Here is a 23,461-nt window from a genome sequence, read left to right as displayed (position 1 = left end):
ATTCTTGTTTATGTGACCAGCGCCGTTGAGCCGCCGTCGATCCGCATGTTGAGCGCATGGATGGCCCCCGCAAGCGGGCTCGCCACAAAGGCCACGATGTCGGCGATTTCGTCTGGCAGCGGAATATGTCCGGTCAGATTGCCCATGAAGTTCTTCAGAAAATGCGGCTCGACCTCTTCCCAGGTCGTGCCCCAGCCGCGCTCGCGCCCTTGCGAAAGAAAGCGTTCCTCTACTTCCTTTGTGCGGATCAAGCCGGGCGAAACCAGATTGACCGTGATCCCCGTTCCCGCCAGCTCCTTCGCGAGTGAAATGGTCATCGTCGCAAGCGCCCCCTTGGACGCATAATAATGCGGCATGCGCGCGGCGGGCTCCGTGGAGCCGATCGTGCCCAGCATGATGATGCGGCCCCAGCCGCGCTTTTTCATCCCGCCCATCAGCCCGCGTGTCAGCCGCACGGCCGACAGCACATTCTTCTCATAGGCGTCGATCCAGTCGGCCGTTTCCGACTTGGTCCACGAACCGGCTTCCGCCGTCCCGTAATTGTTGATGAGGATGTCGATCTCGCCGGCCGCGCCGATGACGTCCGCCGCGCCGGTGTCCGTCATGATGTCGCCCGCGACAGCATGAGCGGCAAAACCCAGATCGCGGATTTCGGCGGCAACGATTTCAGCCGCGGCAAGATCAAAACCATGGACAAGCGTTTCGGCGCCTTCGCGCGCCAATGCATGCGCAATCGCCCGCCCGGTGCCCCGGTGAGAGCCCGAGACCAGCGCCCGTTTTCCGGTGAGCTTCAAATCCATTCCGCCACTCCGCCACAGGATTTCCGTGGCGATTTTCTAGCAGCATATGGCTCTGCTGTCCGGCAGAGAACGGATGGCAAATGAAGAAGGGAAAGAAGAATGGGAGGGGAGAAGCGGGGAAGATCAGAATTCCGTTGCGGCAAGCGTGACGGGAGCTGCCTCCATGTTCAGATAGGTAGAAGCGCTGAACACATATGGAAAGGTCTTGCCGGCGTAGACACCCACGGAAAAGAGCATCGCGGCGGAGACAATGAGGCCGGTCGCGGCCACCAGTCGGCGACGGGAGCGGCGGTTATAAAAAATCTTCCTCGCCATCGGTATCCCCTGCTTCATTTCAGACGGTCACGATGCCGCAATGACATCATTTTCCGGGCTGGGGTACGCAACAATGGAGATTTTAGACAGCTACTTGCTAATAGAAATCTAACGAAATTGCGGTGTTTTTATCTATTTATTCAATACTGTGCGTATCGCGGCCGGCTGCCGGTAAAGGCGGCCGGCCTTTCAGGCGATACTTCGATCAACGTCGGCGGGCATGGCCAATATTCAGCGCAAGCACATCGACCACTCGAGAGATTGTCGCGACAATATTGTCGTCCTTCTGCGTCGGGGTCACCGCCGCCACGGCTGAGGCCGCACCGACAATGGCGAGTATCGCTTCGAGCCATTCGCCGAGAACAGCCGAAAAGAAGCCGGAAAAGAGAAAGTCCATATCTGTTCCTTTCAGGTGTGATGCCCTCTCCTTTCAGGATCAGGGCGCGTAAAAGAAATTTCCGCCGATCAGCGCGCGCGGCGAGGACTGCCGCGCCCAGCCGGGTAGTTCCGTATGCGGATGGAATTGCGTTGCGCCTCGCGTTGGATCCGGCACCGCGCCGGCCCAGGCACGGCACAGCGCCGCCAGTGAGAGCAGGAAGTCGGCATCCGCGAAGTTCGCCGGCCTTTTGCCGCCATCGAATTGTTCTCTGGCGGCCCGCCGGTTGAGCAGCATCCAGGCAAAAGCGACACGGCTCTCCTCGCTTTCGTCGTCCCCCACCAGTTGGCTGACCTCGTTGGCGATTTCCGCCATTTCGGCAAGAGTCGGGGTGCCGTCGAAGAGATCGCTTGCCCGGCCCATCCCTTATTGTCTCCACGTGCGTCGAGTTGTAGGTTTTTAATCCTATTATCAGAGAACAAAATAGGAACAATGTCAATAAGGGAAGCATCCATGCTGGAATGTTCCCCTCAGGCGGCCGGCCCGGTCAGTTCGAGGCAATGGATGGCAAGACGGAGCTTTCCGCCCGTGAAGGCAGCACCCTGTGCCGTCACCAGAAGCGGCGTCGCGCCGTAATAGGCGCAGGGCATACCGCTCACGCCGATCACCGTGCTGCCGGGTGCGACACCTATGTAATTGCCATATCGCTCGGGGTCGTCCGCGACGCCGAGATGCCATGCGCTGGCGCCGGTCACAGCCTCGATGACGTGGCCCGTAACGCCGAGCACGATGCCTCGGTCCGGGATCATGAAATCGGGCGTCGAGGCTGTGCCCGCCGCCAGCACATGGTCGCCCTCGACAATGCTCATGCGCGTTGTCGCGCCGTGGGCACTGGTGGGTCCACCCGCGCCGCCGACCGTATTCCACGTACCGCCGGACCGGACGAGAAGTTCTCCGGCCTCCTCGTCCCAGGCGCGCCAGCCATCGCCCGGCATGAAAAAGACCCATGCCCCGTCGATGAAGGCCGCAACCTTGCCCGCGCGTCCCTCCCACATATCGGTCGGTGAAGGCGCCACGATATAGCGTGCGCCCTCTTCGGGCGCGTCCGGCGGTGTGGCAAGGCTGCGCGAAACAATGGAGAGCTGCACCAGCGCGTCGAGCCGCCGCAGCGCCTCGTTCACGGTCACATGCTTTTGCGCCTGCGCCGCTTCCAGATATGGCAGGCCGAGATGAGTACTGTCAGACATCGAGGCGAACGCTCCTTCCCGCGCCGCGTCCAAAAGCGCGGCTCAACTGATGGATGGTGATTTCGAGACTGGGAAAATCCGCGCTGCCGAAATCTGCCGTCTGTGCCGTGGCGCTGTAGCTCGCCTGAGGCGCCGATGCGGCAATCACACGCTTCACGGTTTCGCCGTCGCGGATTTCCACCTCATAGGCCTCGACCTCTTCGGCCAGCGGCACGTCGAGCCCGGCCCAGCTGTCGCCACCGCTCCGCGTTCGGCGGGTCCAGCGAATGTCGATCGCTCCCTCCGCGCCGCGATGCGCCCGGATGTGAACAGGGCTCAGCGGGCGCAGGCCAATGCCGTCGAACGCGCGCGTGGTGCTCTCATAGGAGGGATCGTCGAAGGCGAGCGGCGCGGGGCCGTATGCCCATTCGCGCGCCAGCCCGCGTTCGGCATCCGCCATTCCCAGCTCGCTCACCGCACCATCCATAACGACGAAGCGCGCGCCCGCTTCGAGCGGCGACCGCATTGCTCCCTCCGTCCCCGCCTGACCTCGCAGAAGGCCTGCGAGGCGATATGTGTCTTCGGCCACAAGCTCCGCCTCGCAAAACTGGAAGACTTCCCATTCGCCCTCCGGCGTTTCGAGCGCGGCGAGGTTCGCCCCCGCCAGCACGGCGGCCGCCTCCGCGCTTGCCAGCTCGCCGCTCACCAGCCGGACGACAAGGCTGTTCGCCATGTCCCAGCGTCCCGCGGGGCCCGGCATCAGCGCCGTCTGCGTCCGGCCGATTGTGGCGGCATGCCGCACGATACGATCAAGGGCAAAGCCCGCTCCGGCGCTTTTGTAAATGGCAATCCCGCCCGGCCAGGGATCGGCCGCCACGGCAATGCGCGGCGTGTGCGGCGTATCCGTCTCCGCCAGCAGAGGCAGGTCCATAAGGACCGCGAGCGGCGTTCCCCATACCGGCATGTCGTTCGGTGCCGCTCTGCGCGCGGGTGCTGCCGCGCGGCCAAACAGGCTCGCCTCATGCGCGACGGCGGACACCTCCCGCGCGCCCGCATCCGTCACCGCGGTCAGCCGGTAATGCGCCGTGCGTTCCGGCAGCTCCAGCGCCACCATGTCGCCCGGATCGAGAGCGATCAGGCTCGGCGGCAGCGAAAGCGTCGCGCGCTCGCGCTCGCTCCATGCTTTCTGCAGCCAGACATCGGCGATGCCCTGCGCGCTTGCCTGTCCCAGCACCATCGGCAGCGCCGCCGTCGACACGCGCTCGCTCCGCGCCGACAGCCGGCGTGCTTCCACCGCCGCCTGCCGGTATTCCCCATTGCCTTCGATATAGAGAAGCTTCGCGGAGACCGGCAGCTCCGTCTCCTGCCCGCGTGTCAGCCGGTAGCCGGGCGTCGCCGCCTCCTCAGTCACTGCAAGCATCGCCGGTGTCAGCACGGTCGCCGGTGCTTCCCCAAAATGACGCAGGCGGATGGTGCCCTCGCTTTCCGCGGCGTCGAAAAAGCAGGCCAGCATCAGCGGTTCGAGCGCCGCGCGGGGCGACATGATCCTGTCGATGACAAAACCGTCCACCACGCCCGTCAGCGCGCCGGCGTCGAAGGCATCGAAGCCCGCATCATGCATGATCGCACTGGCAAGCGCCGCCAGTGGCGCCGCGCCCATTCGTCCGTTCAGCCAATGGCCGAGCTGCCAGTTCTCGGCGTCCGCCCACAGATCGTACCGCTCGGGAAAGGCCGGAAAAGGACGCGCATCCCAGGTCCAGAAAAAGACGCGCGAGGGATCGACCATCGGCCCACCATAAATCCCGGAAACCGGGTTCGTGCCGGCGCTGTGATCGTCATGCGCCGGATCCCAATAAGACATTTGCGCCTCGATGAAGCGGCGTTGGATGAAATCGTCGCGTGTGCCGTGCGAGAAATGCGGCAGCCCGCTCTCCGACGATTTCGGGTCGGTAAAGACATTCGGCTCGTTCGTGCCCTTGTCGACCGCCGGGCATCCCGTCTCCGTCAGCCATATCGGCTTCGATTGCGGCACCCATGCCGTCGGCGTCGTCTCTTCCACGCCGCCCGGCCGGTCGTAATGCGCATTCGTCCACCACGACTTGATGTCCTTCGCGCGCCACACCCATGGCTTCCCATAGGCGCCGTCGGTGATCGGCGTGCGTATCTGTGCCGCCCGGTCCGCCTCGCTCGCATAATACCAGTCGAACGCCTCGCCGCCCGCGATGCGGCTGCGGAGATAGCCGAGGTCGTAGATCGAGGTCCAGCCGTCCTCGGCATCGCGATGCATGTGGCCGTCGCGCCAGTCGGTCAGCGGCGCGTAATTGTCGATGCCGATGAAGTCGATCTCGGGATCGGCCCAGAGCGGGTCGAGATGGAAGATGAACTCGCCGCCGCCCGCATCGTGCCCGCGATATTCGGACCAGTCGGCGGCATAGGAGATCTTCGTATCCGGCCCGACGATCTCGCGCACATCCGCCGCCAGCGTCTTCAGTGCCGCAACGGCTGGATAGTCGCCCGCCGCATCGCGTATCTGCGTCAGCCCGCGCAACTCCGAACCGATGAGAAATGCTTCGACGCCGCCCGCTGCCGCGCAGAGCGCCGCATAATGCAACACCATGCGGCGGTAGGACCATGCGCCGCCGTCGAAGAAGGCTGCCACCTGCGCCGCTGCCGCGTCCGTCCCGTCGAGGTCGCGGGCGCAGGTGATGCGCCCGCGCCATGGATAGGCGGGCTGCCCCGCCGCTCCGGTCCATGGATCGGTGAGCGTGTTGTCCGGCGCCACGTCCATCATGATGAAGGGATAGAAGACGACATCGAGCCCCCGCGCCCGCAGGTTTTGTAGGGCGCGCGTGACGGATGCGTCGGATGGCGTGCCGCCATAGGCCGGGCTTCCGTCCATCATGCTCACGACGCCCGCCGCGGCGCGCGAGAGGCCGGCGACGCTCCAGCTTCCCGGCGCCGTTATCTTGTGGGCCGTCTCGACCTTCGGCCGCACGCTGCATTCACCGCAGCGCAAATCGTCGCCGAACCATGAGACGACGAGCGAAACGCTCTTCGCGTTCGGCAGCGCCGCTTCCATCTGGTCCATCGCCACGGAAAAGTCTGCCCGGCCGTCCGACGTATGGATGTTGATCGCGCGGCTCGACGTCTCGCTGAATATTTCGCGCGGCGCCGCCGTGTCGTAGACGAACTCGCCCGCGCCGGGGATCACAGTCACCGCGCGCACCAGCCCCTCCACATGGTCGAGCGTGCGGAACACCTCGAAGCTCAGCTGCGGAATGCGGTTGCCGAACGGCGTGACATCCATCTCCTCGAACACGATATAGGCGGTGCCGCGATAGGCGGGCGCCGCGCCTTCCACCGCCTCGATCAGCGGGTCGCATTCCTGCGTCTCGCCGCCCGCATGGAGCCGCCAGGCGACATTCGCGAGCGACAAGGGCTTGCCATCCGCCCAGACGCGGCCGATGCGCGTCACCTCGCCCTCGCAAAGCGCGACGGCAAAGGAGACGCTGTAGCTGTATTCGGTGACGCTTGCCGATGAGCCGCCGCCCTTGCCGCCGCCGGCAGAGCGCCTGCGCGTCCGCTCGCGGTAATTGGTCGCCCAGATCACCTGCCCTGCCAGCCTGGCGCGGCCATAGGCGCGCGGAATTGGTGCTCCCTCGGTCGATGCCATGACGTGGAGATCGTTGAGGCGCGGGCCTTCCGCCGAGGTGCTGCTGCCGAAAAGCTGTGCGTCCGCATAGGAGCCGGCCATCGTGCCGATGGCGCTGCCGATCGCCGCGCCTGAAATCGTCGCGCCGAAAAAGTTGAGGCCCGAGGGCAGCAACGCGCTGCCAAGCGCGGAGCCCGCGCTCGATAGAACGATCGTCGCCATGCGTCAGCCCTCCAGGCCGGGAAAACGGTATGCATAAGCCGCCCTTGCGCGCCACCAGCGGCCGAGCGTGGTTTCGACGACGGCGCGTCCTGACCATGCGTGGATCATGCGGTTGCCGCCGCTCAGGATCGCCACATGTTTCGCCGGTCCGTGCGCGCGCATGCGGAACAGCATGATGTCGCCCGCTTCCACATCGCCGCATGCAATCGCAGTCATGTGCCTTCCCGCCGCCTCGGCCATCGTCTCGCCTCCGGCGCCGCCGGGCGTCTCGGCCCAGTCCGGCGTATAGGCCGGCGGCGCTTCCGGCTCCGTGCCGAATATTTCCCGCCAGACGCCGCGTACCAGCCCCAGACAATCGGTGCCCGCACCTTTCACGCTCGCCTGGTGGCGGTAGGGCGTGCCGATCCAGCCGCGCGCCGCCGCGACAATTTCTTCTCGTGTCGTCATCTCAGCCGCGCTTTCCGCCGTCTGTCCTGCCGCTCGCCCCCGCCAGCACGAAGTCGTTGCCGGGCATATGCGGAAAGCCGCGAAAGTTTTTGCTGTTCGCGAATTTCGCGTGGCATGTGCCAAACTGCTTGTCGCAGCCCGCCGTCACGGTGAAGGTGTCGCCATCCGCTATGCCGCGCGCCATCGCCCGCCAGAGTTCGATGCGGCCTCCCGCGCGATGCGCCTTCACTTCCATCGAGGCGCCTTCATTCGCGCCGCTGGTGAAGCAGAGACGGCCGCGCGTGAAAAATCCGTCCTCGGCATCTTCCAGTCCGCTTGCCGCGATCTCCCGGCTGCCGCTCGCGCTTGTCACGATGCCCGCGCGCTCCCATGCGGCGATGTCGAGGCCGCAGCGCGCATCGCCGAAATCCGCATCGCAGCCATATTGAAAAAGCCGCCCCGTTGGCTGGTTCAGCCGATGCGCAAGCCCGCGCAGTTCGGCGGAGAATCCCGCGCCGCTCCGCGTCACCTCGCCGAGATTGCCCTTCCGCATCAGCACGCGCTGGCCGGTGTCCTGCCAGTTCACGCGCCATATCTCGATCCCGGCATCGTCATAGGCGCCGGCCGCGATGTCGCCCTCGTCGATCCTGGCGGAGCTCAGCGCGCCCGCCACGTCGAGATTGTCGACATTGAGCCCGCCCGAGCTTTCCAGCGCCGTCGCCGTGAAGCCGCCCGCCGCTTCATAGGTGACGCCGCCGAAGGCGAGATCGCGGTCATGATCGGTAAAGCCGAGCACCGTGCCGTCGCCGCGCGCCAGCTTCCAGCACCAGGCAAGCGTCGTCGCGCCGCTCGCCAGGTGTTCCGCGAGGGCCGGAGAAATGGTTTTCATGTGCCTAGACCCTGATCTCGACGACCGGAATATTGGGGACGCTTCCCGCCTCGAAGGCGGCGAGATTGATGTCGAGGAAATCCGTGTCGAAGCGCACAGGCACATCGAACTCGAAGCCCGCCGTCACGCTCTCGCCCGCGCCCGGCGCAACGGCGAAACTCACGATGCCCGTCGAAAGATCGACGCCGAAATCCACACCCTCTTCCATCGCCGCGCCGCCGGCGGCAATGCGCAGGCTTCCGGCAACAGGCTTCGCGATAACGCGCGTATAGCTCGCCTCGCCCGAGGCATAGGTCTTCACAAGCTGAAACGCCGTTCGTTCGCCATCGCCCATGCCGAGCGTCTGGTCCGCCGCGCTCACGCCCGCGCCCGGCGAACCGCTTTTGCAGTCTGCCCGGTCGCGCCAGCGAAAGCCGTGCAGCCGTCCGTGCCGCGCCTCGAAAAAAGCGATCAGCGCATGAATGTCGTCCAGAGCGCGAATGCCGTATCCCGCATTGTAGCGCCGCCTTGACGCCGCCCAGGGAGAGTTGCGTTCCTCATGCCCGGAGCCGAGCGTGACGATCTCCGTCCGCCGCTCCGGTCCGCCCGACGCACCCAGCGCGATTTCCAGCGGAAACCGAATTTCATGAAAAGCCATTTTAAAGATTCCTTGCGCCACGTCCCGCCACGCGCGCGAGCATCGCGGCAATCTGGGATTCCGAACGGCGGAAGCTCTCGGCGTCCGCCGCCGTCACATTGAAGGTGATCTGCATCGGTCCCCCGCCGCCTTCCGCCGCCACGCCGAGCCGCCCGTCCGCGCCGCGCCGCAACGGCAATATCGCTTCCGCGCCCGCTTCGCCCGCCAGCCCCGTGCCGCCGCGCAGCGGAAAGAGCATCGGGCTCGACACCACGCCACCCTTGGCGAAGGGCATCACGCGCCCGTCGGAGAAAGCATTGCCCTTCGCGCTGGCGAACAGGCTCCCCATCGCGCCGGAAATCGCGCTCCCCATCGCATTGCCCGCACTTTCAAGCGCCATGCGCGACAGATCGAGCGCCAGCTTCCGCAACACATCCGAAAGCGACCGCCCCTTCAGCGCAATGCCGTCAAAGGCGCCGGCCACCGCGCTGCCGAAGTCGCGCCCGCCCGCGCCCGCGCGCCGGAAATCCTCGGTCACGGCTTTCATCGTCCGCTGCGTCTCCAGTCCGAAAGCGCGCGTCGCCTCCGCCGCCGCCTCCATCGCGAGAGTGAGGGCTTCGGGATCGTTGTCTTCGGTCATGGGATCCTCAATCGGGAAATCTCGTCATCAATGCGCCAAGCTCGCCGCGCTTCATCGTGCCGTCCGTCCGGTCCGGCCTCGCAGCCCGCGCCGCCGCCGCCAGCTCCGGCAGCGTCATCCGCCAGAAGATGTCCGGTGCAAGCCGCAACGTGCCGAGGCCCAGCGTCATCGCCTCTTCCCAGGGAAAGCGCGCCTCGCTCACGCCGCGCTTCCGCCAAAGGTCGCCGACAGCAGGTCCGCCACAATGGCGATGAAACCGCCCGCACCGTTCTCCGCCGTCATGCGCGCGACATCCGCATCGCTGCGCTCATAGCCCGCGCCGCGCAGTCCCGCGCCGATGATGCGAATGGCATCGCTCGCGGATATGCGCCCGGTCTCGAAGCGGCTTGCCAGCGCCAGCATGTCCTCGCCGCCGAAAGCCTGCTCCAGTTCCGCCAGCGCACCCAGCGTCAGCACCAGCGTCATCCGCTCGCCGTCGAGCACCGCCTCGATTTCGCCTCTGTGACGGTTGGCCATGTCGATCCCTCGATTTCATCCGCGATATGCCGCTGGATTTTCGCGGCGCAAGGCAGCTATTGTTGAAGCGGGGCAACGGCGCTGAGGAGCAGCGCCAAGAAAATCGGGGGCACTGTGAATCTCATTCGCGCAATTGCGATCCTGTTTCTGCTCGGCATCTCGCCGGCATCGGCCAATCAGCGCGAGCCCGCGCCGCCGCCGCAGGACCCGTCGGTCGCCACCATCCGCGGCGATATCGTGAGCGGACTAATGAGTAACAGATGGTCTCGCGTCATGTTTATAGACGGCAGATTCCTTGGCGGAGAGCTCGAAACCTGTGATCGCCACGATCTTGCACCCGGGGCCCATTCGATTGTGGTTGCTCATCGCGATGACTTGTTCCCGTTGCGGGTGGACGCCGAAGCAGGCGATGCCTTCGTCGTCAAATGGGACCAGAACGACAACGTGTACGTAGAAAGCGCGACAACAGGCAAAAAGGTTTTCGCCAAACCTGTGGATCCATACGATCCCGCAAACACCTACACCGAACCATTGGCCGGCAGCGAAACAGCCGTCGTCAAGGCACAGCCAAAGATCGTCGATATTTTCCTCGAAGGCCTCACGGAGGAAGGACGGGTCGAGATCGCCTCCATTGATGGGAAATCTCCTGGCTCTAAGGTTCGGTCAATAAGAGTTCCATCGGGGCCCCGCGCCCTGGCCTTTTATATGAACTTCTATCTAGGGGCCAGCGGCGGAGGCGGCCCTGTGTACGGTTGGGTTCTTGTTCCCTTGCTACTGGACGCAAAGCCAGGCGAGGTCTATGCGCTGAATTACGACCGTCCTAAAAAGGTAATAGGAACACGGACGATTTCTGTCTGGATAGAAAATGAGTCCACCGGCGAGGTCATGACGAACCGGGCGCACGCGATATTCAATATCAATGACCGTTTCGGTGGCTTCTCCTACAACGAAGCATCTTCCTTCCCGAACAAGAAAGGCCAGTTGAAGCGCTCGGCCCCAAAACCAAAGCTCTGGTGCGAACGGGACTGAGCCCGCCTCACGACGCCGCGAAACTGATCTCGCCCGCGCTTTCCAGCGCCAGGTCGAAACTCACTTCGCCGTCATGCTCGCCGGAGAATTCCAGCGCCGTGATCTGGAACGGACCCTGCACCGTGCCGAAATCGGGGATCACGACCTGCCAATTGCGGATCGCGCCGTCGAAAAAAATCTGCCGCACGGCTGCGTCGGACGCCGCATCCTTGAAGATGCCGCGTCCCGTGATCCCCGCCGAGCGCACGCCCGCGCCTTCCAGCAGCTCGCGCCAGCGCCCGGCGGATTCCGCATGGGTCACATCGACAGCCCGCGCATTGAAGGCGAGCGCCCGCGTCCGCAATCCCGCCATAGTGGTGAAGCTCCCCTCGCCGCTCGCGTCGAGCTTGATGAGAAGGTCCTTGCCTTTCTGGGCCGTCATGATTCTTTTTCCTGACTGTCGGTCGTGAGTGTTGACGAGATCAAAAACTCAGTGTCATCCCGGCGAAAGCCGGGACCCATTGGTTCCCTCAGCAGATGTCGAGGAGCACGGGGCTCAATGGCCGTGAACGCCAAAACCATTCGACGGCTGAACAATCTGATTTGCGAGTGGTTCCCGGCTTTCGCCGGGATGACACTTTTGTATTTGGCTATTTACGGCGTATCGAAAATCTCTTCCGTCACCGCGCGAAAGCGGATCGTGCCGCGCCATGTTACGCCGTCGCGCTCGCGCCGCGTCGTTGCATCGAGAAAGCGCAGGTTGATGAGGGCATGTCCCTCGAGCGTCAGCGCGGCGTCGTGCAGCGCCGCATTCGCCGCACCCATGATCGCCTTCGCCTCCGCCCGTCCGCCGCCTCGTGAAAAAACATGCAGCGCCAGCCGGTGTTCCGCGCCGCCCGGCCAGTCGCGCATGTCGTTGTCACCAAGCGCGATATAGGGCAGCGCCGTATCGCCCGGCACATTGTCGTGGATGCGTCCGCCGGCAAGCGCCGTCAGGGCCTCGTCGCCCATGAGCCGCGCATATATCGCCTTCTGCAGCGCCAGGTCCGCATTCATGGCCGTTCCTCCTCGCAATCGAGCACGAGAAAGCGCCGCCGCCCGTCCGCGTCCCGCAGGTTTCGGATGTTGAAGGCGCGGCCCTGCCACAAGGCACGCATTTCAGCCGTGATGCCGGAGCGATAGCGGATCGTCATGCGTACCAGCGCGCGTGCTTCCAGCCGTTCGCCCGCTGGCGTCTCGCCGCCGCCGCGCATCTCGACCTTCGCCCAGATGCTGACGCCGTCATCCCACGTCACCGCCGCGCCGCCCGCGCCGTCGGCTGTGCGGATGGGAGATTGCAGGGTCACGCGTTCGCGGAGGGCGCCGATCACAGATGCAGCCTCCGGTATCGCGCGACGAGCGCCGAAACCGTCAGCGGCAATTGCGCACCGTTGCCCACCGGCTCGCGGTTCTCGAACCAATGCGCCGCGAGCAGCAGCACCGCCTGTTTCAGCGGCGCGGGCACGGCGGAAGACGCGCCATAGCCCGCCGTGAAGTCCACCGCGATGCCTGCCAGCCGCGTTGCCGGCATCGGCCAGGCCTGTCCGCGTTTCGCGGCGATGCGCGGCGGTTCGCCTTTCGCGTCCACCTCGTAGAAGGCCGGGTCGAGCGGCACCATCGCACCGCTCATCGTCGCCACCGTCACCGCGGTCACGGCCTGCACAGGCGCGAGCGGCAGCCGGATCGGTTTCGCCGGCCAGTCGTCGAGCAAGAGCCGCCAGGATTGCGTGACAAAGGCACGGCGCGTTTCCGCTTCCAGTGCGGTCCGCGCCGCGGTGACGAGCGCGCCGAGCAGCGCGTCTTCCTCCGTGCCGTCGATACGCAGATGCGCCCGCGCCTCGGCCAGCGTCACCGGCTCTTCCGCCGGCCCCGTGATGAGCATGAGTGTCATGGATTGTCCTGTGAATGAGATCTTCCCACCCCCAACCTTGAGGGTGGGAAGAATTGCGTCACACCGGCTTCAGATGCGCGTTCCCGAGCAGCGCCAGCGCCGCGACGGGCGTGCCTTCCTCGTGCTCGCCCGTCAGGATGACGGCCACCCGCGTGTAGCGGGCGGGGCCGGCATAGCCGATGCGGTAGTCGCGCTGGTCGTCCGCGATGTCGGCGATGGTGGCGAAGACACCGTCTTCGTCCACCGGCCCGCCCAGCACCTCGCGCGGCTCCGTCACCGCCGCCCAGTTGGAGCCGTCCTCGGAAGCCTCGATCGCGCAGGCGATCGCGGCCTCCTCCGACAGTTCGTCGCCCGCCGTGCCGATGCAGACGATGTGCTCCACCGCCTCGAAGCCCTTGCGGTCCACCGGCGCGCCGTAGCGCGTGGCGGTGGTCTGCGCGGGGTCGAGCGTCTGCACCACCTTCAGTCCATGATGAATGTCGCGCATCGGGATCAGGCCTGGAACTTGAGGAGTTTGATCGCCTCGAAGTTCTGCACGCCGCCGCCCACGCGCTTCGTCGTGTAGAAGAGCACATAGGGCTTGGCGCTGTAGGGATCGCGCAGCACCCGCACGCCGAGCCGGTCGACGATCAGGTAGCCGCGCCGGAAATCGCCGAAGGCAACCGCCGGAGCGCCCGCTTCCATCGAAGGCATGTCCTCCGCTTCCGTCACCGCGTAGTTGAGGAGCGTCGGCGGCTGACCGGCGGCGACGGCCGGCTGCCAGAGATAGTTGCCGTCCGTATCCTTGAACTTGCGGATCGAGGATTGCGTCGAGCGGTTCATGACGAAGCGGCCATTGGCGCGGTAGCCCGCCTTCACCGCATAGACGAGGTCGATCAGCTTGTCGGCCGGGTTCGAGGTCGGAAAGCCGCCCGCGTTCCCCGTCGCGATGAAGCCGAGCTTGCCCCATTCCCAGGCATTCTCCGCCACCATGTCGTAGTCGAGGAAGCCGCGCGGTTTCTTCACGCCGTCGCCGATGACGAAGGCGGCGCCTTCCTGTTCGGCGAAGGCCGTCTGCACTTCTTCCGCCAGCCACTGGTCGATGTTCACCGCCGCGTCGTCGAGCAGCGTCGGCGTCGCCGCCGGCATCGCATAGAGCTCCATCGCCGGAAACTCGATTTCGGCGAGCGACGGCGTTGCCGTCTGCGGCCGCGCTTCCGTTTCGCCGACCCAGCCGGTCTGCATGCCGCCGGCGGCGAAGGGCTTCTTGTAGCTTGCCGAACCGATCTGCCGGATGCCCGCAATGGCGCGGATCGGCGAGACTTCGGAGATGATGCGGTCGATCAGCTTCTCGGTCTCCACCGGCACCAGGTAGCCGCCATCGGGATCGGAGCCGACCGAAAGCGCCTTCGCTTCCAGCCCGCGCAATTCATGCGCCTCGCCCTTGCGGACATAGCGGTCGAAGGCGCGCTTGTGTTCGCGCCCCGCATAGGTCTCGCCCGCGCGGGTGCCGCCGATCTCGGGGCGGGCGGCGGCGAGCGTCAGCTCGTCCATCTTCTTCTTCTGCGTGTCGAGCGCGCGGTTGATGCGGTCGACCTTCTCTTCCGTCAGCACGTCGGCGGTGAGCTTGCGCTCGAGCTCGCCGAGCCGCTCATCATTCGCCGATTTGAAATCCTCGAAGGACGAGAGAAATTCGTCCATCGCTTCCCGCACTTCATGCGCGCTCGCGCTCCGCGTCTCGGCGCTTTTCGTCTCGGGCGCGCGCGGTTCCTTCTTCAGCGACGCGCCGATGCGCGGCACGCCGTCATTCCAATGGGACATGGGTCCACTCCGTTAGCTGTGATGATGGTCAGTTGTTGAAAAGCCGCGCCGCCAGGCGAAGCGCCCGTGCCAGCGCCGCATCGCCGGGCCCGCCCGCGTCCCGCGGGGAGGTCAGCGCCTTGAAGCCCTTGTGGATCACCGTCCGGGCCTCCCTCCGGCTCAGCCCAGCGTCCCGCATGAGCCAGCGTTCGAATTCGCGTGTCGTCGGCCGCGCCCCCTTCACCGCGCGCACCCGCGCCTGCGGCAGCATCGGAAAGGTCACGACGGAAATTTCCCAGAGATCGACCTCGATCAGCCGCCGCGTGCCGCTCGCGCGGTCGCTCTCCGCCTTCACCACGTGATAGCCGATCGACAATCCGTCGACGGCGCCGGCGCGCATCAGCGCCAGCACCTCGCGGGCGCGGGAGACGTCCTGCAGCAATTGCCCGCGCACGAAGAGCCCTTCGGCATCCTCCGCGATCCCGGTCCAGATGCCGATCACTTCATTGGGCTCGTGCTGATAGAGCAGCTTCACGCCCTTCGGCCCGCGCTTCAGAAGCGATTTGCGGAAGGCGCCCGGCATCACCACATCGCGGCCGAGATCCTCCGCCCCGAACAGCGACGCATAGCCCTCGAACGTCCCATCCGGCTTCACCGCCTTCGCCAGAAACCGCGCCGCCTTGCGCTCGCCGCCTCTCATTCCACTCAAAATCTTCCTCCGTTCAAGGATGGTTGCGACGTGGCGCAAGGCCCAACAAAAAAGGCGCCCGCATGGGACGCCTTCACATCAAATACATTCGTCATTGCCGGGCTTGACCCGGCAATCCAGGGCCGCTCGCTCAGCATTTGCCGCCCTGGACCCCCGGGTCGAGCCCGGGGGTGACATGTTATTTTGGGCGGAAGAACTATCTCGCCAGCCGCGCCTCGATCCGCTCCAGCGCCGCACTCGCCGCCTTCGCCCGCTCTTCCAGCCGCGCCGTCCGCTCGACCATCTCGTCGATCCGCACCGCCCGGACCTCCAGCGTCGAGAGCCGCTCGTTCGCCGAGCCGGCCCAGACCAGCGCCGCCGCCGATTGCAGCAGCAGCGTCACGATCACGGCGATGGGCACCCGGCGGTCGAGATGCCAGGCGCGTTCGCCATCTTTTGTGTATGCTGTCATTTCCACCTCACCCGATCCCTTCTCCACCGCGAAAGACGAGACAAGATGACGAGCGACGAATGGATGATCCTCATCATGGGCATGGTGCTGGCCTGCGGGCCCATCCTGCTCATCTGGACCGAAGACAGAACCCGCGCGAAAGGCGGCACCGTCCCCTCCCTCGTCGCGATCAAGGGCTATAAATTCTCGCCGCACAGCGCCTTCAGTCTCGTCATCGCGCTCATGCTGCTTTTCCTCTCCTACCAGATGCGTGGACAGGGCCCGAGCTTCGTCTTCATGATCTTCGGCATGGTCGGCCTCGTCGCCACGGTGCGAAACATCCTCAAGTCGAAGACGCTTTGACCTTGCCATAGCCCACTGCCTCGCGCTTTTCCTCGTCGCTGAGGAAATCGGCCGCGCCCACCCGCGCCCACAGCGCGTCGCGGTCGGCGGCCAGCGCCTCCACCTGGTCGGCGTCATACCAGAGCCTGAGCTTCCCCTCATAGCGGGGTGCCAGCCAATGCGTCAGCGCGCGTGCCGAGCGGCCGACCAGCGGCAGCACGGTGCCGCGCCAGAAGGCCCGGTTCGCCTCGCGGTAATTGGAATAGGTATTGTCGCCCGGAATGCCGAGCAGCATCGGCGGCACGCCGAAAGCGAGCGCGATTTCCCGCGCCGCCGTCCGCTTCGCCTCGATGAAGTCCATATCCTTCGGCGAAAGCCCCATGCTCTGCCAGTCGAGTCCGCCTTCCAGCAGCAGCGGCCGCCCGGCATTGGCCGCGCCCTGATAATTTTCCGCCAGCTCCCGCTTCAGCCGCTCGAACTGATCTTCGGTGAGGTTCGCGCCCGCCTCGCCGCCCTTGTAGACCAGCGCGCCGGAAGGCCGCGCCGCATTGTCGAGCAGCGCCTTGTTCCAGGCGCCGGCCGCATTGTGAATGTCGATGGCATAGGCCGCCGCTTCCAGCGGGCTCAAGCCATAATGATCGTCGGAAGGGTGGAAGAGCCGCATATGCAGCACCGGGCTCCGCTCGCCGCAGGGAATAGTCACGCTCCGTCCGTTCACGGAATATTCGTAAGCCTCCGGCCAGCCCGCCCGCCCCGGCACCGCCTTCATGCGGTCTGGCCTCAGCGCATAAAGCTCGCGCGGGGCCCCGTCCACCTCCACAAGTTCGAGATAGGCATTCCCCGCCACCTGCAGGTAGCTGTACCAGGTCTCGAAAAGCTCCGCCCCCGCCTGCCCCCTGTTCGGGCTTTCGATCAGCCGCAGCAGCGGATGCTCGCTCAGCTCCCGCGCCCCGTCATAAAGCAGCCAGGGCACACTCGCCGCCGCCTCGGCAATCATCCGCACGCAGCGATAGGCAATTGCGTTCCGCTGATAGCCCTCCTCCGCCAGCGGCGCATAATCCCGCGGCGTCCACACGGCCCTCCCCTGCATATGCAACGCAATCACCGGCGCCACGCGCGAGTGCTTCGCCTCACGCGGCCGCACCAGCCGCGCCAGCGACGTCAACGGATTGGGCATCTGTCTTCCCTTTTTGACCATCAACTGAAAATAAAAACTCGGTGTCATCCCGGTTCTTTTTAGCCACCGGACGAGAACAAAAAACTCAGTGTCACCCCGGCGAAAGCCGGGGCCCATGGGCGGACAACACAAATACGGGAGTCAGATGGATCCCGGCTCCCGCCGGGATGACAGTTTTGTTTTATGCCTCGCTGACCTATTGAATCTCCCACCCTCCCCTTGGGGGAGGGTCGAAATTTGAGAGCGAAGCGAAGCAAATTTCGGGGCGGGGTCGCGGCGCCAAATACAACGAACACGCTCGCGCCCGCACCCGCAGGACCTCGGCGACCCCGCCCCAAACCGCCTGCAGCGGTTTGACCCTCCCCCAAGGGGAGGGTGGAAGGAATCGGCGCTTTTGCCACCGGACGAAAATAAAATCTCAGTGTCACCCCGGCGCCTGTCCCGGCGAAAGCCGGGAACACCGGGGCCCATGGGCGGACAACACAAATACGAGAGTCAGATGGATCCCGGCTTCCGCCGGGATGACAGTTTTGTTTTATGCCTCGCTGACCTATTGAATCTCCCACCCTCCCCTTGGGGGAGGGTCGAAATTTGAGAGCGAAGCGAAGCAAATTTCGGGGCGGGGTCGCGGCGCCAAATACAACGAACACGCTCGCGCCCGCACCCGCAGGACCTCGGCGACCCCGCCCCAAACCGCCTGCAGCGGTTTGACCCTCCCCCAAGGGGAGGGTGGAAGGAATCGGCGCTTTTGCCACCGGACGAAAATAAAATCTCAGTGTCACCCCGGCGCCTGTCCCGGCGAAAGCCGGGAACACCGGGGCCCATGGGCGGACAACACAAATACGAGAGTCAGATGGATCCCGGCTTCCGCCGGGATGACAATTTTAGGTTGGCTTGAATGTTGTCCGACAAGCACATCTTCCCACCCCCCCTTGGGGAGGGTGGAAAGAAGAAGCCGCCAACCACCCCCTACAACCTCCGCATCCTCGGCACCCCCGCCTCGCCCCGCAGCATCAGCTCCGTCAACGCCCACACCAACGCATCCAGCCGGTCCGGGCTCTTCCCGCCCGGCACCCAGTCGCACAATTGATCCTCGAGTTTCGCGAAGGCACCCACATGATGCACCAGCCCGCGCTCATATAAAGCCGCGATGGGTTCGGCGCGCACCGCCTTCCCGCGCGTCGCCCGCACCAGTCGGATCGGCGCATCCGGCATTTCCTGCCGCATCACAGATCCGACCATCTCGCCGCCCTGGTTCGATTCCGCGACGATCCTGTCCGCCTCATGCGCGCGGTAACATCCGGCGACGCGCTTCGCCCAGGCGAGCGGCGAGAGGCCGCCCATCGAGCGGTCGTCCAGCACATAGCCATGCCCGTCCGCGCCCAGCGCGGCGCAGACGATGCCGCATTCGTCCGACTTCGCACCGCTCGTCGCCGGCGGGTCGACGCCCACCACCACGCGCACGAACTCCACCGCCCGTTCCACGCGGCCGCGCTCGATCGCTTCGCGTTTCCACAGCGCGTCCGGGTTGTCGTCGATCAGCTCGGCGTCGAGTTCCTGCCGCCCGAGCCGTGTGCCCTCATAGCGCGCGATCACGGCGCGGAAAAATCCATCGGCGAGGTTCGCGCGGTTCGCCGCCGTCGCGGCCCTTGTCGTCACGGTCGTCTTGTCCGCGATCAGCCGCTTCAGCACCGGCACGGGGCGCGGCGTCGTCGTCATCACCTGGCGGGGGTTCTCGCCGAGGCGCAACCCGAATTGCAGCATGTCCCAGGCCGCTTCCGCATAGCGCCACTTCGCCAGCTCGTCGCCCCAGGCCGCGTCGAATTGCGGCCCGCGCAGGCTTTCCGGTTCGCCCGCCGAAAACACGTAAGCCACCGCGCCGTTCGGCCAGAGCAGGCGCTTTCGTGTCACCTCGTATCGCGGCTTCTCGTCCTCCCGCGCAATGGTGCGGAGGCCCGAAGGCCCGTCGATCATCACCTCGCGCGCATCGGCCAGCGTCTCGCCGATCAGCGCAATGCGGCCCGCCCGGCCCGCCGCCACTTCCGCCGCCACCCATTCGGCGCCGGCCCGCGTCTTGCCCGCGCCGCGTCCGCCCAGCACCAGCCAGGTCGTCCAGCCACCTTCCGGCGCAAGCTGGTCTTCCCGCGCCCAGAAGCGCCAATCGTCAGAGAGCAGCCGCACTTCCTTCCGCGTCAGCCCTTTCACGAATTCCGTCCGCATCGGCGGCGGCAAAGAGGCGAGCAAGCCGCTGTTCAAGTTCGGCGCGCAGCCGCTTGTCCTCGGCGAGGCGTCTTGCCTTGTCGGTTGCAGGGTCATGTTTTTTCGCCAGCCTCGCCGCCTGTTCGATTTCGTGGAGCTTGTCGATGGAGCGCACGAGCGAGGAGAGCCGCCGCGCCTGCCGCTCGCCTTCCGCGTCGTCGCGCGTCACCTTGCTCTGCCGCTCGATATCCGCGATCTCGCGGGCGATCAGCCTTGTCAGCCGCGCCGCCAGCGCTTCGGCGTCGTCGGGAAGTTCGGCGGCAAGTGCTACTTCCTGCGCAACCTCGCCGCGCTTCGGCCAGCTTTCGCTCCGCGCGCGACCCAATATCTTGTTGTAGCTGATGCCGTGATCGGCGCCGATCTCGGTGAGCTTGCGCGTCCCGATTTCATATTCGGCGCGGATCGTTTCCCAATCTATGTCGTCATCGGAAAGCGGAAGCGGCGGCTTTTCGGCCGCCACCGCTTTCACGGCCGCCTTTTTCGCTGCCATGTTCCTCACCGCGCAATTCTGGAGATGGATGGAAGGTAGGTATGGAGCGCCGCGCTGACAATTGGGGATATCTTTGAACGTCGTTTCTTTTCCCTCTCCGCCACTCTTTCTTCCCACCCTCCCCTTGAGGGAGGGTCGACAAAATTCGAGCGGAACGCGAAGAATTTTTCGGGGCGGGGTCGCGGCGTCAAATCGAGCAAACACGTTCACGTTTGAACCCGCAGCACCTCGGAGACCCCGCCCCAAACCGCTTGCAGCGGTTTGACCCTCCCTCAAGGGGAGGGTGGAAGAACGAGAGAGGGCGATTGGGTCTGGCTCTCCCTCGCGAGTCGGATAGACTTCGCCCCGCTGCTCCGGGGAACCTCCATGCTCGAACGTCTTGCCACCAGGCTCCGCTTCCGCTTCGTCGCGCGCCAGTCCGCCATCGAGCGGCAGGCGGGGGCCATTCCCTACTCGCTGGTCGACGGCCAGGTCGCGGTGCTGCTCGTCACCTCGCGGCGCACCGGCCGCTGGATCTTTCCAAAAGGCGGATTGATGGAAGGCCTCACCGCGCATGAGACCGCCGCGCAGGAAGCACTGGAAGAAGCAGGCGTCGAGGGAACCGTCGCCGACATACCGCTCGGCTCGTGGCGCACCATCAAACGGCGCGGCGTTCGCGTCACGCCGATCGAGGTCGACATGTTTCCCTTGCTCGTCACGCACCAGCATGAGGAATGGATCGAGAAGGAACAGCGCCGCCGTCATTGGGCAGGCCTGCGCGAAGCCCGCCAACTCCTCCACGACCCCTACCTTGCCGACCTCGCAATGATGCTCAGGGACCGGGTGTAGCAGACAAGAAGCCACGTCCTTCTTCCCACCCTCCCCTGGGGGGAGGGTCGAAATTAGCGAGCGCAGCGAAGCAAATTTCGGGGCGGGGGCGCGGCACGAACTCCAGTGAACCCTCTATCGCTTCATTTGAGATTTCTTCCGAGCCCCCGCCCCAAACCGCTTGCAGCGGTTTGACCCTCCCCCCAGGGGAGGGTGGGAAGAGGAAACCCGAGCAAACCTAGAAGCTCACCACCAGTTTCAATATCCCGTAGATACCAGCCGCCAGTCCGCCTGCCGCGGGCACGGTGATGACCCAGGCGGCCGCGATGCCGAGCACATGGCGGCGGCGGACGAGGCGCCGTCTCTCGCGCTTCAACTGCTTCTTGATGGCGTCTTCCGGTGTCTTGTTCAGCGATGCGGGTTCGTTCGGTCTCGGCTTCGGCCGTTTCTGTCCGTCCGCCTTCAATCCGAGATTGGCGAGCTGCTCGCGAAGGAAGCCAACGCCGAAAATGCCGCCGATGGCGATATGCGTCGAGGAAACCGGCAGGCCGAAAGCCGAGGCGAGAAGAACCGTGATCGCGGCGGCCAGCGCCACGCAATAGGCGCGCGGTGCGTCCATCTTGGTGATCTTGGTGCCAACGGTGCGGATGAGGCGCGGGCCGAACAGCGCCAGCCCAAGCGCGATGCCCATCGCGCCGATCATCAATACCCAGAGCGGCAACGTCACGTCGCCGGATGCGGCCTGCCCCGTTTCCGCCGCCGCGACAATCGCGGCAAGCGGTCCCACGGCATTCGCCACGTCGTTGGCGCCATGCGCAAAAGAGAGAAGCGCCGCCGCGAAGATAAGCGGCAGCGTGAAGAGGCCCGCCACATGCTTGCGCCGGTTTTCAAGCACCGCCGCACGCCGCCGGACCCAGGGCCGCGTCGCGAGCGTGCCGAGAATGAAGAAGGCGACCCCGAGCAGCCAGACCGTGCCGATGGACGGGTTCCAGATGCGCGACAGGCCCTTCAGCGAGAGGTACATCGCGAAGACGCCTACCATCAGTCCGATCATCACCGGCACCCATCGCTTCGCCGCCGCCACGCGGTCCGGCTTGAAAAGCACCTGCCATTTTATGAAGCCAAGCAGCGCCGCCGCAACCACGCCGCCCATGATCGGCGAGATCACCCAGCTTGCTGCGATCGCGCTCATGGTCGGCCATGAGACAACGCCGAAGCCCGCCGCCGCAATGCCGGCGCCGAGCACACCGCCGACGATCGAATGCGTGGTCGAGACGGGGGCGTTGAGGAAGGTCGCAAGGTGAAGCCACATGCCAGCGGCGAGAAACGACGCCATCATCAGCATCACGAAGTCGCGCACATCGAAGTCGCTCGGCGGCACGATGATGCTTTTCGAAATGGTCGAGACGACGTCGCCACCCGCCAGGATCGCACCCGCCGCTTCGCATATGGCGGCAATGACAAGCGCCGCGCCAAGCGGCAGCGCGCGGCTGCCGACCGCCGGTCCCATATTGTTGGCGACATCGTTCGCGCCGATGTTCAGCGCCATGTAGCCCGCGACCACGCCGCCCGCGATCACAAAAAGGCTCAGCGGACCCACGGGCGCGAGGCCGCTCATGAAAAGGAAGACGGCAATGAGGAAAAGGATGGCCAGTCCGGGTGCGGCGATCGAACGCGAAAGGTCGTAGGTCGCCTCTTCGAGGCTTCCGACTTTTTTCAGATCCTTGTCGAGCGCGCTCTTCGGCATGGGTCCTCCGAATCGGCCCGCATGGGCGGCGGACGGTTCGGAGGTGCCTTTATCATTTCGGGCGGTTGCCGCCTACCCTGTGTGACGGTTTTCTGACAGTTTGATGACAGTCAGACCGCCGCGCGCACCGCGAGGTACCCCATCAGCGCCGAGGCGGCGGTGAGGGCCGTGCCCCAGGCCATGTCCACAACCACCATTTTCACGGGCCAGCCCTTCAGCGTCGCCAGGTTCGTCATGTCGTAGGTTCCATAGGCGAAAAGCCCAAGCAACCCGCCATAAACCAGCGCCGTCTTCCAGCTCTGCGCCTGCAGCGCAGGCACCACGGCGAAGAGCACCACGCCGCCGATATAGAAGAGATAGAAGATGCCCGCCGCGAGGAAATCAGGCTTTTCCCTCATCAACGAACCGAGTTCCCGTGCGTAGAAATCCTTCGCCAGCGTCCCAAGCCACAAATAGTCGAGGCTGAAAAACACAAGGGCGGTCGCGACATAGGCGATTGCATAAATCATCGGAGCCTCATCCTGCATGCGGTTTTGCTTCATTACGCAAACCCGCACCGTCCGGATCAGCTCTTATTCCGGCGGCATCAAGGGCCATGAGACGATGCGGCCTTCCAAGTCTTCCATGTCGGCCTCATCCTCGAAGAGAAACCGTCCGTGGACGGACATGCCTGCCAGGCGGACTGCCTCATACTCGCCCGAAACGAGCGGGTGCCACCAGGGCAGGTCCTTTCCTTCCTTCAGCAGCCGATAGGCGCAGGAGGGCGGCATCCAGTCGATATCTTCGAGATTCTTTGGCGTCAGCGTCACGCAATCGGGCACCCGCTCGGAGCGGTTCGCATAGTCGGAGCAGCGGCAGGTCTCGGCGTCGAGAAGCCGGCAGGCGATGTCGGTATATTCAAGTTCGCCCGTATCCTCGTCCTCGAGCTTCACGAGACAGCACTTCGCACAGCCGTCGCAGAGGCTTTCCCACTCCGCCCGTGTCATCTGTTCGAGACGCTTCGCGCGCCAGAATGGTTCTTCAGCATCCGTCATGACGGGAAAGAAGCGCGCGGCGATACATTTGTCAAAGGACATTCACGCAGGCGGCGTCTTTGCCGCTCCTT

Annotated in this window: 29 protein-coding genes; 3 read left to right on the top strand and 26 right to left on the bottom strand. The window is 65.0% G+C overall.

Features of this window, described 5'->3' with window-relative positions; translation table 11 throughout:
- Window positions 1–8: 8 nt before the first annotated feature.
- From PLAV_RS04705 to PLAV_RS04650, 12 genes are all read right to left on the bottom strand, one after another.
- The gene (locus PLAV_RS04705) at window positions 9–800 is read right to left on the bottom strand and encodes an SDR family NAD(P)-dependent oxidoreductase (protein ID WP_012109800.1); all 792 of its coding nucleotides are present in this window, start codon (window positions 798–800) and stop codon (window positions 9–11) included.
- 123 nt (window positions 801–923) lie between these two features.
- Entirely contained in the window at window positions 924–1,115 is a 192-nt protein-coding gene (locus PLAV_RS04700) for a hypothetical protein (protein ID WP_143710166.1), read from the bottom strand.
- 205 nt (window positions 1,116–1,320) lie between these two features.
- Window positions 1,321–1,512 carry a hypothetical protein gene (locus PLAV_RS04695; RefSeq protein WP_041535850.1) on the bottom strand — a complete coding sequence of 64 codons (192 nt, stop codon included), beginning with the start codon at window positions 1,510–1,512 and terminating at the stop codon, window positions 1,321–1,323.
- A 39-nt stretch (window positions 1,513–1,551) separates the two neighbouring features.
- Window positions 1,552–1,914 (bottom strand): hypothetical protein, encoded by a 363-nt coding sequence (locus tag PLAV_RS04690; protein WP_012109798.1) that lies wholly within the window; start codon window positions 1,912–1,914, stop codon window positions 1,552–1,554.
- Window positions 1,915–2,021: 107 nt separating this feature from the next.
- Window positions 2,022–2,738 carry a DUF2793 domain-containing protein gene (locus tag PLAV_RS04685; protein WP_012109797.1) on the bottom strand — a complete coding sequence of 239 codons (717 nt, stop codon included), beginning with the start codon at window positions 2,736–2,738 and terminating at the stop codon, window positions 2,022–2,024.
- Entirely contained in the window at window positions 2,731–6,591 is a 3,861-nt protein-coding gene (locus PLAV_RS04680) for a baseplate multidomain protein megatron (protein ID WP_012109796.1), read from the bottom strand. Before PLAV_RS04680 ends, PLAV_RS04685 begins: the two co-directional genes overlap by 8 nt.
- A 3-nt stretch (window positions 6,592–6,594) precedes the next feature.
- Window positions 6,595–7,038, bottom strand: a complete 444-nt coding sequence (locus PLAV_RS04675; RefSeq protein ID WP_012109795.1) for an NlpC/P60 family protein — start codon at window positions 7,036–7,038, stop codon at window positions 6,595–6,597.
- A 1-nt stretch (window position 7,039) separates the two neighbouring features.
- The gene (locus tag PLAV_RS04670; RefSeq protein ID WP_012109794.1) at window positions 7,040–7,906 is read right to left on the bottom strand and encodes a DUF2163 domain-containing protein; all 867 of its coding nucleotides are present in this window, start codon (window positions 7,904–7,906) and stop codon (window positions 7,040–7,042) included.
- Window positions 7,907–7,910: 4 nt separating this feature from the next.
- The gene (locus PLAV_RS04665; RefSeq protein ID WP_012109793.1) at window positions 7,911–8,543 is read right to left on the bottom strand and encodes a DUF2460 domain-containing protein; all 633 of its coding nucleotides are present in this window, start codon (window positions 8,541–8,543) and stop codon (window positions 7,911–7,913) included.
- Window position 8,544: 1 nt separating this feature from the next.
- Window positions 8,545–9,162, bottom strand: coding sequence for a phage tail tape measure protein (locus PLAV_RS04660; RefSeq protein WP_012109792.1), 618 nt, complete (start codon window positions 9,160–9,162; stop codon window positions 8,545–8,547).
- A 7-nt stretch (window positions 9,163–9,169) separates the two neighbouring features.
- On the bottom strand, window positions 9,170–9,364 hold the full coding sequence (locus tag PLAV_RS04655; protein ID WP_012109791.1) for a phage tail assembly chaperone: 195 nt from the start codon (window positions 9,362–9,364) through the stop codon (window positions 9,170–9,172).
- The gene (locus PLAV_RS04650) at window positions 9,361–9,678 is read right to left on the bottom strand and encodes a gene transfer agent family protein (protein ID WP_012109790.1); all 318 of its coding nucleotides are present in this window, start codon (window positions 9,676–9,678) and stop codon (window positions 9,361–9,363) included. The genes PLAV_RS04655 and PLAV_RS04650 overlap by 4 nt, the downstream gene beginning before the upstream one ends.
- Before the next feature lie 114 nt (window positions 9,679–9,792).
- Between PLAV_RS04650 and PLAV_RS04645 the strand changes: the two genes are divergently transcribed.
- Window positions 9,793–10,707, top strand: a complete 915-nt coding sequence (locus PLAV_RS04645; RefSeq protein ID WP_012109789.1) for a hypothetical protein — start codon at window positions 9,793–9,795, stop codon at window positions 10,705–10,707.
- Window positions 10,708–10,714: 7 nt separating this feature from the next.
- Here the strand turns inward: PLAV_RS04645 and PLAV_RS04640 are convergent, their stop codons facing one another.
- The 8 genes from PLAV_RS04640 to PLAV_RS04605 form a co-directional block, all read right to left on the bottom strand.
- Complete coding sequence (locus PLAV_RS04640) at window positions 10,715–11,128, bottom strand: phage major tail protein, TP901-1 family (protein ID WP_012109788.1); 414 nt, start codon at window positions 11,126–11,128, stop codon at window positions 10,715–10,717.
- A gap of 212 nt (window positions 11,129–11,340) precedes the next feature.
- Window positions 11,341–11,742: a DUF3168 domain-containing protein gene (locus tag PLAV_RS04635; protein ID WP_012109787.1), complete on the bottom strand. Its 402-nt coding sequence runs from the start codon at window positions 11,740–11,742 to the stop codon at window positions 11,341–11,343.
- A complete protein-coding gene (locus PLAV_RS04630) occupies window positions 11,739–12,056 on the bottom strand; it encodes a phage head closure protein (protein ID WP_012109786.1) in 318 nt (105 codons plus the stop codon). Before PLAV_RS04630 ends, PLAV_RS04635 begins: the two co-directional genes overlap by 4 nt.
- Window positions 12,053–12,616 carry a head-tail connector protein gene (locus PLAV_RS04625; protein WP_012109785.1) on the bottom strand — a complete coding sequence of 188 codons (564 nt, stop codon included), beginning with the start codon at window positions 12,614–12,616 and terminating at the stop codon, window positions 12,053–12,055. Before PLAV_RS04625 ends, PLAV_RS04630 begins: the two co-directional genes overlap by 4 nt.
- 58 nt (window positions 12,617–12,674) lie before the next feature.
- Window positions 12,675–13,103 carry a hypothetical protein gene (locus PLAV_RS04620; protein WP_012109784.1) on the bottom strand — a complete coding sequence of 143 codons (429 nt, stop codon included), beginning with the start codon at window positions 13,101–13,103 and terminating at the stop codon, window positions 12,675–12,677.
- A gap of 5 nt (window positions 13,104–13,108) precedes the next feature.
- Window positions 13,109–14,416 (bottom strand): phage major capsid protein, encoded by a 1,308-nt coding sequence (locus PLAV_RS04615; RefSeq protein WP_012109783.1) that lies wholly within the window; start codon window positions 14,414–14,416, stop codon window positions 13,109–13,111.
- Window positions 14,417–14,444: 28 nt separating this feature from the next.
- Window positions 14,445–15,095 (bottom strand): HK97 family phage prohead protease, encoded by a 651-nt coding sequence (locus PLAV_RS04610; RefSeq protein ID WP_049767713.1) that lies wholly within the window; start codon window positions 15,093–15,095, stop codon window positions 14,445–14,447.
- A 205-nt stretch (window positions 15,096–15,300) separates the two neighbouring features.
- Entirely contained in the window at window positions 15,301–15,555 is a 255-nt protein-coding gene (locus tag PLAV_RS04605) for a hypothetical protein (RefSeq protein WP_041535849.1), read from the bottom strand.
- 45 nt (window positions 15,556–15,600) lie between these two features.
- Here PLAV_RS04605 and PLAV_RS04600 point away from each other — a divergent pair, with 45 nt between their 5' ends.
- The gene (locus tag PLAV_RS04600) at window positions 15,601–15,897 is read left to right on the top strand and encodes a hypothetical protein (RefSeq protein WP_041535848.1); all 297 of its coding nucleotides are present in this window, start codon (window positions 15,601–15,603) and stop codon (window positions 15,895–15,897) included.
- On the opposite strand, the gene PLAV_RS04595 is transcribed toward PLAV_RS04600, so the two are convergent.
- The 3 genes from PLAV_RS04595 to PLAV_RS19485 form a co-directional block, all read right to left on the bottom strand.
- A complete protein-coding gene (locus tag PLAV_RS04595) occupies window positions 15,878–17,053 on the bottom strand; it encodes a phage portal protein (RefSeq protein ID WP_012109780.1) in 1,176 nt (391 codons plus the stop codon). The genes PLAV_RS04600 and PLAV_RS04595 overlap by 20 nt on opposite strands.
- Before the next feature lie 969 nt (window positions 17,054–18,022).
- Complete coding sequence (locus tag PLAV_RS04590) at window positions 18,023–19,273, bottom strand: DNA-packaging protein (RefSeq protein WP_041535847.1); 1,251 nt, start codon at window positions 19,271–19,273, stop codon at window positions 18,023–18,025.
- A complete protein-coding gene (locus tag PLAV_RS19485; protein ID WP_041535846.1) occupies window positions 19,218–19,802 on the bottom strand; it encodes a hypothetical protein in 585 nt (194 codons plus the stop codon). The genes PLAV_RS04590 and PLAV_RS19485 overlap by 56 nt, the downstream gene beginning before the upstream one ends.
- A gap of 366 nt (window positions 19,803–20,168) precedes the next feature.
- On the opposite strand from PLAV_RS19485, the gene PLAV_RS04580 reads away from it, so the two are divergent.
- On the top strand, window positions 20,169–20,630 hold the full coding sequence (locus PLAV_RS04580; protein WP_012109777.1) for an NUDIX hydrolase: 462 nt from the start codon (window positions 20,169–20,171) through the stop codon (window positions 20,628–20,630).
- Window positions 20,631–20,847: 217 nt separating this feature from the next.
- Here the strand turns inward: PLAV_RS04580 and PLAV_RS04575 are convergent, their stop codons facing one another.
- The 3 genes from PLAV_RS04575 to PLAV_RS04565 all read right to left on the bottom strand — a co-directional run bounded on the left by PLAV_RS04575 (window position 20,848) and on the right by PLAV_RS04565 (window position 23,390).
- Window positions 20,848–22,356: an inorganic phosphate transporter gene (locus PLAV_RS04575; RefSeq protein ID WP_012109776.1), complete on the bottom strand. Its 1,509-nt coding sequence runs from the start codon at window positions 22,354–22,356 to the stop codon at window positions 20,848–20,850.
- A 110-nt stretch (window positions 22,357–22,466) separates the two neighbouring features.
- Window positions 22,467–22,865, bottom strand: a complete 399-nt coding sequence (locus PLAV_RS04570; protein ID WP_041536344.1) for a DUF2177 family protein — start codon at window positions 22,863–22,865, stop codon at window positions 22,467–22,469.
- Window positions 22,866–22,928: 63 nt separating this feature from the next.
- Window positions 22,929–23,390: a YcgN family cysteine cluster protein gene (locus PLAV_RS04565; protein WP_012109774.1), complete on the bottom strand. Its 462-nt coding sequence runs from the start codon at window positions 23,388–23,390 to the stop codon at window positions 22,929–22,931.
- Between the last annotated feature and the right edge of the window lie 71 nt (window positions 23,391–23,461).

It is taken from the genome of Parvibaculum lavamentivorans DS-1 (assembly GCF_000017565.1).
GTDB lineage: Bacteria > Pseudomonadota > Alphaproteobacteria > Parvibaculales > Parvibaculaceae > Parvibaculum > Parvibaculum lavamentivorans.
The sequence above is the reverse complement of the archived record's forward strand: the minus strand, read 5'-3'. Positions and strand labels throughout refer to the sequence as shown.